We start from the raw sequence: 10,349 nt of genomic DNA, 5'->3' as shown, positions 1-10,349 counted from the left end.
CAGCAAAGATTTGACTTTCCCAAGCTACACAAGTTTGGTGATTTTGAGCTAACATTCTCATGAAACTCATGCTCGATAGAACCCTCAATCGATTTATGAATGATTTGCGATCGCTATAGTTATCTAGATTTACCGGGTTAAAGGTATCTGCTAGAATTGATAGGGTTCTGTCGCGCAGCTTTTATGATTGACGAGGAAAAACAGCAAGATCGAGATCCTAACTCAACAGGGGAAACCCCAGAGGGTTCGCAAATGGCAAGCGAAAATCCGCCGGCACCAGGAAACGAAGCAGCCGATTGGGAGCTCGAACTTGCTCGAGCTTATCAAAGTGCTCAGGCCGATCGCCCGCCAGCAAACGCATCCGGGGATACCATCACCGGCAGTTCCACCAACAGCCCGACTGCAGACGCGGCGGACTCATTGAAGAAGGAACTGGCCCAGGCAACAGATGAAAAAGAGGCTTTAAAAACTCAGTTGCAAGCCGCATCCGCTCAACTAGAAGAACTGAAAAATCAAAATCTCCGCCTAGCAGCAGATTTTGAGAACTTCCGCAGGCGCACCCAAAAGGAAAAAGAAGAGCTAGATTTACAGGCAAGGTGTCTCACGATCAAACCCCTGTTGCCGGTAATTGACAATTTCGAGCGCGCTCGATCGCACATCAAGCCGCAAACCGACGGCGAAATGAACATTCACAAAAGCTACCAAAGCGTTTACAAGCAAATGGTAGATAGCCTCAAGCAAATCGGGGTTTCTCCGATGCGCCCCGAAGGCGAACAGTTTGACCCCAACCTCCACGAAGCTCTACTCAGCGAGCCAACTGACGAACACGAGGAAGGAACAATTATCCAAGAACTAGAACGCGGCTACATTCTGGGCGATCGCGTCTTGCGGCACGCCAAAGTGAAAGTTGCAGCGGCTGGGCTATCTGTGGTAGCCTCAGATGAAAATCCCGATAGTTCGGAAAGTTAATCGGGATACAAGCTACTGCATTCCTCAAAGTCACTGACCCCCGAATTCTATTCGGGGGCCCCAAGGCGGCAGATTAACCAAATTCTTAATTCATGACTAAAAGCAGGTCGGCACTTGCTCAAAAAATTATGAAAAATGTTTTTACCCGTCTTTGATATTGCCTGATTGACATCAAGTTTATTTCCTAAAAATCCGGTCTGGTGATGCTTGTTTTGACAAGCTGAGTCGTTTTTCATCCCCCAACTTGTAGTTGGAGATTTCCAAACATCCCACAAAGTTTTATGAGGCGCTATGGGAAAAATTATTGGAATTGACTTAGGCACGACTAACAGTTGCGTAGCTGTGTTAGAGGGCGGTAAACCCGTCGTAATCGCCAATTCCGAAGGCGGGCGCACAACTCCGAGTATAGTAGGATTTGGCAAGGCGGGCGATCGCTTAGTAGGTCAACTGGCCAAGCGGCAAGCTGTAACTAATGCTGTAAATACTGTCTACAGCATCAAACGATTTATCGGGCGGCGGTGGGACGACACGGAAGAAGAACGATCGCGGACTCCCTATACCTGCATAAAAGGCAAAGACGATACCGTTAACGTCCAAATTCGGAACAAGGTTCACACTCCCCAAGAAATCTCGGCAATGGTACTCCAAAAGCTCAAGCAAGATGCTGAAGCTTATTTGGGACAAACTGTTACCCAAGCCGTGATTACAGTGCCAGCCTACTTCACAGACGCCCAACGGCAAGCTACTAAAGACGCCGGTACGATCGCGGGCCTAGAAGTCCTGCGGATCGTCAACGAACCGACGGCAGCAGCCCTTTCCTACGGGCTGGACAAGCAAAATATAGAACAGAAAATCTTGGTCTTTGACCTGGGCGGCGGTACTTTCGACGTTTCGATCCTGCAACTGGGAGACGGAATTTTTGAAGTCAACGCTACCTCCGGTAACAACCATCTCGGAGGAGATGACTTTGACGACTGCATAGTCCAGTGGCTGGTAGAAGCTTTCCGCACTCAAGAAGGCAGTGACCTCTCACAAGACAAAATGGCCTTGCAGCGCCTCCGAGAAGCTGCAGAAAAGGCGAAAATCGAACTCTCCAACCGGGAATCCACCTCAATCAATTTGCCCTTCATCTCCTCTGACGAAAAAGGGCCGAAGCATTTGGAAATGGAACTTTCCAAAGCTCAGTTTGAAAAACTGGTTGCTCATTTGGTGCAAGCGACGATCGATCCGGTGACTCAAGCCCTCAAAGACGCAAGTTTGACCCCCAAAGACATAGACAGGATTATTTTAGTCGGAGGCTCAACCCGGATTCCGGCAGTTCAAAAGGCAATTAGCAAGTATTTTGGGGGCGTTTCTCCCGATAAATCCGTCAATCCCGACGAAGCTGTAGCGGTAGGTGCGGCAATTCAAGCCGGGGTGTTGGGCGGTGAAGTCAAAGACTTGCTGCTGCTCGATGTGACGCCGCTCTCCCTGGGACTCGAAACCTTGGGCGGGGTGTTCACCAAAGTAATCGAGCGCAATACAACTATTCCCACCAGTCGATCGCAAATGTACAGCACTGCAGCAGACGGGCAAACCTCGGTAGAAATTCACGTGCTCCAAGGCGAGCGGGCATTGGTTAAAGACAATAAAAGTCTCGGCAAGTTCCTGCTCAAAGGCATTCCCCCAGCCCCCCGCGGCGTACCTCAAATCGAAGTTACCTTTGAAATCGATGCCAACGGGATTCTCAAAGTGGCTGCTGAAGACAAGGGAACCGGAAAAGAACAAAGCATCCAAATTTCCAATACAGGGGGATTGAGCGAAACCGAAGTCGAGCGGATGCGACAAGAAGCCGAACTTTACGCCGACGAAGACATCAAGCGCGCTCTACTCGTCGAACTCAAAAATCAAGCTGACTCCCTCGTCTATAATTGTGGTGTAACTTTAAAAACCAACGCGCAACTGCTGAGTGACGAGCTCAAGGCCGAAGCGGAAACAGCCGCAGCAGCCTTGCGGGCAGCGATGACTAACCCCGACATCACAGTCGAGGAACTCACGCCCGCAATCGAATCTTTCAAGCAACTGCTATACTCGCTGGGGACAGCAGTCTACGACCAAGCCCGCAGCGGGGAAGCCCCGTCAGGATCTGTTGTTGAAAGCGAGATGATGTCAGAAGTAGAATCATCAGAACCAGAAGAGGTTAAAGCGGACGACGACAGTATTTTGCTGAAAGAAGAGCTGCTGGTGGCGCCCCAAGCTCCGCCGGAACCAAAGCCGGAACCAAAGCCGGAACCAAAGCCGGAATCAAAGTCGGAACCAAAGCCGGAACGACAGTCAAAACGACAGTCAAATCCACAGTCAAATCCACAGTCAAAACAAAAACAGAAGGTTCCCGAACCAGAAGTTGATGATATGAATCCTTTCCTTTAAAACTGAAAAGCTAACAGTTAAAAGTTAAAAATTAACAATGAGAATTTTTGATTTTTAATCTGTAATTTCAGGAAAGGTCGCCCGTTTCTTTTTCGTACACTTTTTGTTATTTACCTCCAGGCAAGCAGCTCTATGGCCGGTGATTACTATGAAATATTAGGCGTTTCTCGCAGCGCAGACAAAGAAGAAATTAAGCGTGCTTACCGTCGCCTAGCTCGCAAGTACCATCCAGATGTCAACAAAGAATCCGGTGCCGAGGAGCGGTTTAAAGAAATTAACCGCGCCTACGAGGTACTCTCAGAACCCGAAACCCGCGCCCGTTTCGACCGTTTCGGTGAAGCAGGCGTCAGCGGTGCAGGCGCGCCTGGGTTCCAAGACTTCGGTGACAGCTTTGCCGATATTTTTGAAAGCTTCTTTCAGGGCTTTCAGGGTGGTGTCGGCCAACAACAGCAAGGTCGCAGGCGCAGCGGGCCGGTGCGCGGAGACGATTTGCGCCTCGATTTGCGGCTGGATTTTCGGGAAGCAGTGTTTGGTGGGGAAAAAGAACTCCGCATCAAGCATCTAGAAACCTGCGAAACTTGCACCGGGACAGGCGCGAAACCGGGAACCCGACCCCAAACTTGCTCGACTTGTACCGGCAGCGGTCAAGTCCGACGCGCTACCCGCACTCCTTTCGGCAGCTTTACTCAAGTTTCAGTTTGCCCCACTTGCAACGGCACCGGGCAAGTGATTGAGGATAAGTGCGAAACTTGCGGCGGCCGAGGCCAGAAAGAAGTGATGAAAAAGCTGAAAATCACAATTCCGGCTGGGGTTGACAACGGTACTCGCTTGCGCGTTTCCAATGAAGGGGATGCCGGCAAACTCGGCGGGCCGCCCGGGGATCTTTACGTGTTCTTGGCGGTGAATGAAGACCCCCTATTTAAGCGCGACGGCACTAATGTTAGCTCGGAAGTGAAAATTAGTTATTTGCAAGCAATTTTAGGGTGCCGGTTGGAAGTGGAAACCGTAGACGGGCCTACGGAATTGTTGATTCCTAGCGGAACTCAGGCGAATACTGTTCTGACTTTGGAGAAAAAAGGGGTGCCTCGGTTGGGAAATCCAGTCAGTCGTGGCGATCATTTGATTACGGTGTCTATTGACATTCCGACTAAGGTGACGGCTGAGGAACGGGAATTGCTGATGCAGCTTGCTAAGCTGAAGGGCGATCGTACCGGTAAAGGCGGCTTGGAAGGATTTCTGGGTAATTTGTTTCAGAAATAAGCAATTTTTGACACCAATTGGTGTCAAATTTTCCTGTGTGACGATTCCCCGGCAATTTGTTTCAGTATCGGTCAAAAATTTGTGTGCAATTGCTCACAAAAATCTCAGGTGGGACGCTTCCTGGGCATTGCGTTTCAGCAGCGCTCAAAAAAGTGAGCGCAATAGCGCTCACTTTTTTCAGAAAGAATAATAGTCTGTGTCCAATTGGAAAGAAAATTTTAGATTCTCCAGTTTCCAGGCAACTTGTTTAAAAAAGTAAGGCTTTCAGGATTTGAGATTGCAAAAAGCATTATGAATTCAACATCGAAAATTGAAAATCCCAAATCCCCAGATGCCAAAATCGATCTGCGGGGTACTCCGTGTCCTCTGAATTTTGTCCGCACTAAACTGCGCTTGGAGCAAATGGCACCGGGTGCTGTTTTGGAGGTATGGCTGGATGCTGGGGAGCCGATCGAACAAGTACCCGATAGTCTCAAAATGGAAGGCTACCAGATTCTGGAAACGCAATTTGTCGCGGATGAGCCGGAGTCGGGCTTTTTTGCAATGAAAGTGCAGCGCCCAGAAGACAAGGAAGCAGGTTGACATCCTCACCGACCTGAAGGTGCGGTGATTCCTAAACCTCACAATTTAGGTTTCTGCTTCTTTGCAACTGCCTCCACCCTCAAGGAGTATTGGTCTTACGTTCGCTCCACAGACTATCCCCGCAAGCCCTGCGGTTCTTATGTGTCGAAAACCCCAAAAGGAATTCTTATGTATTGTTTTGATTCTAGGGATGTTTGCCATTGCCCTATCCTCTTTTCCCGGTCTACCGATTTGTCTGCGCCGCCAGTCAAACTGGACTTCGCTCGTTAGGCTGTCTGAATCCATCGTCGCGGGTGGGTCAGTGACCATCTAGATGCTAATACAAAGCCGTCCTAGAAGGACGGGGTTTCAAACCCAATTTTTTGATGAGCCTGAATTCGTCCTCGATCGTCGGTACTGTAATTGCTGTTCAGGCTAACTTCTACCAAGTGAGGTTAGATCCCGAAGTCTCCATTGACGGGAAAAATGCTCCCCTCGCTGATTCTCCCACTCTCCTGTGCACTCGTCGCACTCGACTGAAAAAAATTGGCCAACAGGTGATGGTGGGCGATCGCGTGGTGGTAGACGAACCCGACTGGACTGACTGCCGGGGTGCAATTTCTGAAGTCTTCCCGCGCCAAACAGAACTCAACCGCCCGCCTGTAGCTAATGCCGATCGAATTCTCCTGGTTTTTGCCCTCGCCGAACCCGACTTAGATCCCGGATCATTAACTCGGTTTTTAGTCAAGGCCGAATCTACGGGTTTAGAGGTGAGTTTGTGCCTGAACAAATGCGATTTGGTCACGCCCCAGGAGTTGGAACAGTGGCGCGATCGGCTTTCAGGCTGGGGCTATGAACCAATGTTTATTAGCGTCCGCAGCGGTGCAGGAGTTCAGGAAACCCCCGCTAATGATCAAAATGAAATTTCTGCCTCAGAACCGCATTTCCATGACTTAGTGGAGAAAATAGAGCCATCTAGAGAGAGTTCTGAGGATAACCCCCAAGTTCCAAATTCTGTGAAGCCGTTACATCCGTTAAAGCCCGTACATAGCCCGTTGCCGAACTTGCTTCTAGACCACCTGCAAGGGAAAATAACGGTAATTTGTGGCCCTTCTGGGGTTGGCAAGTCCAGCTTGATCAACCAACTGATCCCGGCGCTGAACCTACGAGTGAACGCTGTTTCCGGCAAACTCGGCCGCGGGCGCCATACGACTCGCCACGTCGAACTATTTGAACTCCCTGGCGGCGGACTTTTGGCCGATACTCCGGGCTTTAATCAGCCGGCTCTCGAATGCGATCCCTCAGAGTTAGCGGAATATTTCCCAGAAGCGCGCCAGAGGCTGGCTTTGGGTAGCTGCCAGTTTAGCGACTGTTCGCACCGAGACGAGCCTAACTGTGTGGTTAGGGGCGGTTGGGAGCGCTATGAGTATTACTTGCAGTTTCTCGAAGAGGCGATCGTCCGCCAACAAGCTCTGCAAAATTCCAGCAGCGCCGAATCGAGTTTGAAGCAGCAAACCAAGTCGGATGGTACGCAGCATTACGAACCGAAGCTGCAAACTAAAAAATATCGCCGTTCTTCCCGCCGCCTTCAACACCAGTCACTCCAAGATATGTGTCAAGACTTAGAGGAATTGTGAGGAAGTCGCCGCCCATCGCCCGTAGGCACTAGAAAACAGTACCAAGACTTACCCCCAAACCGGGTTTCCTCGACGAAAATACTTGGTTGCAGCCCAAGGCCCCGTTCGCAAAATCGGCTTTCTTTACTCGCGAGTGCGTAAGTCCTGAGTACATTAATAGCTAAAATTAAATGGCCTTAGATTTGTTAAAAAAAGTAGAACAGAAGCAAAAGTTAGCGGGTACTGCAGGAGCAAAAATATTGTGAATATTCAAGAACTGTTTCAAAAAGGCGGCCCCGCCATGTGGCCCCTGTTGCTGTTATCGATTCTATCTTTGAGTACCATTATCGAGCGCTTGTGGTTTTGGGCGAGCCTCCTGAGCAAAGAAAAGCAGATAGTTAACCGCATTCTTGAAGCGGCTCGCAGCGATTGGGGGGCGGCTAACGAGATTGCCAGACAAGCTAACCGACAGCCGATCGGGCGATTTCTTTCTGCACCCCTGCGGCTCTACAATCCCGAACCAGATTTATTTCGACTAGCACTCGAAGCTGCAGCCGATGAAGAGTTGGCTTCGATGCGCCGCGGCGACAAAATCTTAGAAGCTACGATCGCTCTAGCCCCTTTGCTGGGCTTGCTGGGAACAGTTTTGGGCTTGATTAACTCGCTCAGTTCTATCCGTCTGGGCGACATCGGCACGTCGGCAACAACTGGCGTAACTTTGGGGATTAGCGAGGCGCTGATCACGACTGCTACTGGGATGGTAGTAGCAATTTTTACCTTGGCGTTTTATCGAATATTTCAAGCTTTTTTGTTCAACCAGGCAAAAATATTTCGCAAAGCTGGAAATGAACTGGAATTGCTTTACAGGCAATACTGGCCTGCTGCTAATGCTAAGGGTCGATCGCCCGGTGCAGAATACAGCAATTCTTCTTTTGGTACAGATGGTTTGAACAGGCGTTCTCTCAATTCTCAAGAGTCGGGAGAACGGAACCGGGAGCCGAAATTGAAAGGTTCCGATCCGGCGGAAGATTCACCTTCTAATAATTAAAACTCCTGAGAACTGATGAAGATTAATCTAGATACTCCTGCTGAAGAGGCTCGGATTGAACTGGTGCCTTTAATTGACGTGATATTTTGCATTCTGACGTTTTTTCTGCTGGCCGCTTTGCAACTGACTCGCCAGCAAGCAATTAATGTCGATTTGCCTAAAGCGAAGACGGGACAAACACAGATGCGAGAGATGCTGATTGTCAGCATTGACGATTTCGGTCAAACTTATATCGACCAATTGCCTGTTAATTACCAACAGCTCGATCGAGTTTTAAAGAGTTTCCAAAGCCAAAATCCTACGGGGTTGATGGTGCTGTACGCTCCTCAAAATGCTAGATATGCCAAAGTTGTCGAGGTTTTAGACAAATTGAGAGAGGTAGGGGGCGATCGAGTGGCTCTAGCAACTCTTCCTAGTTCGGCTTCCTCCCCATTGCCCAATCCCTCGCTTCCGAATTCTGGCATTCCTGCAGCACCTGCGATCGGCAATTCCGGTCAACCCCCGCAGTCTCCTTTGGCTCCTGGGCAGCAGCAGCTCAATCCAAATCAGTTTCAATCTCCTCTCCCGACTCCCGGGCAGCAGCAGTTCAATCCGAATCAGTTTCAATCCCCTCTCCCGGCTCCCGGGCAGCCTAGCAACTCTGGGGCAAATCAGGGCATTCCTCCTGTTTCGCCTGCACCCACTGCTCCCAATTTAAGACCCGGAGCGGTCACTTCACCGCAAAATGTCGGGCCCTCGAATTAGTTAGAAGGAAGAAGGTTCGGCAACGGATTGTGTAACGGATGTAACGGATGTCCGTCGGAAGAAGGGAGAAGGAAGAAGGGAGAACAGAGAAATAGAAATTTTCCCAATCTCCTCATCTCCCGCTCTTCCGCTCTCCTCATCTCCCCCTCTCCCGATCTCCTCATCTTTCAATCTCTCCCTCTGGGCCTCTCCCCCTCTCTCGATCTCCTCATACCATTTTTTTAAAGATGTGATAGAGATAAAGAATGTAAAATCCAAGACCATCCGGTGAGAAAACCAATGACACGTTCGGTGAAAGATGCCAAAATTTCCTTGACTTTTGTGCGGAGTTCGTCAAGATTACTAAACACCGACTTTCGCTAAAAAATATTTCAGATATTCCCACACTCTTTCTGTCGGATTTACTTCGGGACAAGCCGGAGGCTGAAATAGTAAAATAACATTGTCTGGTAATTCAGATGAGTCCAAATTATGAGCAGGTGCGTTATCAACTTGAATGATGTGTAATTGCTCAGAATATTGTATTGACAAAAGTTGTAAATATGCTCCAAAACAAACTTTGTCTAAATGCGAAAACTCCCAAAAAAAACTCTTTCCAGTAGCGATTGATACTGCCCCATACAGCCAAAAACACTCAAATTTCCATTGATGCTTCCCAATGGGCTTTACGCCGGAAAGCGTCAGCTTGCGCCGACGAATTGTATGCAGCCCTATCCGCGTTTCATCACTACACCAATAAGTGACTTTTTTATATTTGTTTACTTGAGGTAAAGCTTTGTCTAGTAGAGCTTTTATCTGTTGATGCAAGTTATTTTTAAATTCATTAATTGCCGTAGATTTCTGAGAAACACTGCGAGGTCTGGGAATTTTTAATTTACTTCTTAATTCCCCTCTAACTCAAGAATATACAGCCTGGTAACTGCTAGCTATTCCTTTAATCAACCAGAGCCAAAGATGAACTTCTTTATAACTCTGAAATCCTTCGGGGTCCCTCAACTCTTGTTGCAAGGTCGCTGCTATTTCAACTGAGAACTTTTTTGGGCGACCAAAAACCTGCCGATGTTTTAACAAATTTTCCAGACCACCCTCTTTATATTGAAAGAGCCAGCGATGAATTGTTGCCTCACTTTTACCTAAAACTGCCGATACTTCCCGCACAGTTTCTACTTGTTTTGACTGAAACAAATAAAGCATTTGAACTTTGTTATAAGCTAGAATTCTTTTTTGCTGTTTGAGTATTTCTCGCAAACTTTCTACAGATTCGGTAATCTTTATATGAGGACGACCAGACATTGTAATGCTCTCCTTTACTTTTTACACAAGTCTATCACATCTTTAAAAAAATGGTATCATCTCCCCATCTTCAGCTCTGGGCCTCTCCCCCTCTCCTCATCTCCCCCTCTCCCGCTCTTCCGCTCTCCTCATCGCGGAAAGAATCTCCGCCGGATTTGGTATAAACGGCTTCAATTCTTTTGGTTCGTACTGAGCCTTTTTTCTCTTGACAAGTAGATACACTTGTATATGCCTGCGGAAGGAACTTTTGCAGACATCTCGCCATCTCTATCCATAAATAAGGTATTTCTTAGGGCAGATGGTAATTTTGTCAAATGATTGTTACCTTTTGTAATATAGACTAAAGCCAGATGGGCAATCGGGCATCCCGAAACCAACGGTCGATCGCTGAAACAACTTACAAATCTGGTTAATCCAGGTGTTCACTTTTAAGTCACCTTTACTTACAG

At 48.4% G+C, this 10,349-nt stretch carries 8 protein-coding genes and 1 pseudogene; 7 read left to right on the top strand and 2 right to left on the bottom strand.

Annotated features, from left to right (window positions below; all coding sequences use genetic code 11):
* Positions 1-183 precede the first annotated feature (183 nt).
* The 7 genes from grpE (at position 184) to QUB30_RS28230 (ending at position 8,607) form a co-directional block, all read left to right on the top strand.
* Entirely contained in the window at positions 184-969 is a 786-nt protein-coding gene (grpE, locus tag QUB30_RS28260; protein ID WP_333340609.1) for a nucleotide exchange factor GrpE, read from the top strand.
* Positions 970-1,260: 291 nt separating this feature from the next.
* Positions 1,261-3,378 carry a molecular chaperone DnaK gene (dnaK, locus tag QUB30_RS28255; protein WP_333340607.1) on the top strand — a complete coding sequence of 706 codons (2,118 nt, stop codon included), beginning with the start codon at positions 1,261-1,263 and terminating at the stop codon, positions 3,376-3,378.
* 132 nt (positions 3,379-3,510) lie between these two features.
* A complete protein-coding gene (dnaJ, locus tag QUB30_RS28250; protein ID WP_333042223.1) occupies positions 3,511-4,638 on the top strand; it encodes a molecular chaperone DnaJ in 1,128 nt (375 codons plus the stop codon).
* Positions 4,639-4,929: 291 nt separating this feature from the next.
* Positions 4,930-5,220, top strand: a complete 291-nt coding sequence (locus QUB30_RS28245) for a sulfurtransferase TusA family protein (RefSeq protein WP_333237992.1) — start codon at positions 4,930-4,932, stop codon at positions 5,218-5,220.
* Positions 5,221-5,585: 365 nt separating this feature from the next.
* Positions 5,586-6,836 (top strand): ribosome small subunit-dependent GTPase A, encoded by a 1,251-nt coding sequence (rsgA, locus tag QUB30_RS28240; protein WP_333340604.1) that lies wholly within the window; start codon positions 5,586-5,588, stop codon positions 6,834-6,836.
* Positions 6,837-7,077: 241 nt separating this feature from the next.
* The gene (locus QUB30_RS28235; RefSeq protein WP_333340601.1) at positions 7,078-7,863 is read left to right on the top strand and encodes a MotA/TolQ/ExbB proton channel family protein; all 786 of its coding nucleotides are present in this window, start codon (positions 7,078-7,080) and stop codon (positions 7,861-7,863) included.
* Between the two features lie 15 nt (positions 7,864-7,878).
* Positions 7,879-8,607, top strand: a complete 729-nt coding sequence (locus QUB30_RS28230) for a biopolymer transporter ExbD (RefSeq protein ID WP_333340597.1) — start codon at positions 7,879-7,881, stop codon at positions 8,605-8,607.
* On the opposite strand, the gene QUB30_RS28225 is transcribed toward QUB30_RS28230, so the two are convergent.
* Together QUB30_RS28225 and QUB30_RS28220 are read right to left on the bottom strand one after the other, a co-directional pair.
* Positions 8,608-8,865, bottom strand: a complete 258-nt coding sequence (locus QUB30_RS28225) for a hypothetical protein (RefSeq protein WP_333340612.1) — start codon at positions 8,863-8,865, stop codon at positions 8,608-8,610.
* Positions 8,829-9,900, bottom strand: a pseudogene (locus tag QUB30_RS28220) (IS630 family transposase). Before QUB30_RS28220 ends, QUB30_RS28225 begins: the two are co-directional and overlap by 37 nt.
* Between the last annotated feature and the right edge of the window lie 449 nt (positions 9,901-10,349).

The organism is Microcoleus sp. BROC3 (assembly GCF_036702515.1).
Lineage (GTDB): Bacteria > Cyanobacteriota > Cyanobacteriia > Cyanobacteriales > Microcoleaceae > Microcoleus.
This window is presented reverse-complemented; position numbering and strand designations above follow the sequence as displayed.

Excerpts from the sequence above, each read along its gene's own strand:
- grpE (WP_333340609.1), top strand. The coding sequence starts at position 184 with ATGATTGACGAGGAAAAACAGCAAGATCGAGATCCTAACTCAACAGGG.
- dnaK (WP_333340607.1), top strand. The coding sequence starts at position 1,261 with ATGGGAAAAATTATTGGAATTGACTTAGGCACGACTAACAGTTGCGTA.
- dnaJ (WP_333042223.1), top strand. The coding sequence starts at position 3,511 with ATGGCCGGTGATTACTATGAAATATTAGGCGTTTCTCGCAGCGCAGAC.
- QUB30_RS28245 (WP_333237992.1), top strand. The coding sequence starts at position 4,930 with ATGAATTCAACATCGAAAATTGAAAATCCCAAATCCCCAGATGCCAAA.
- rsgA (WP_333340604.1), top strand. The coding sequence starts at position 5,586 with ATGAGCCTGAATTCGTCCTCGATCGTCGGTACTGTAATTGCTGTTCAG.
- QUB30_RS28230 (WP_333340597.1), top strand. The coding sequence starts at position 7,879 with ATGAAGATTAATCTAGATACTCCTGCTGAAGAGGCTCGGATTGAACTG.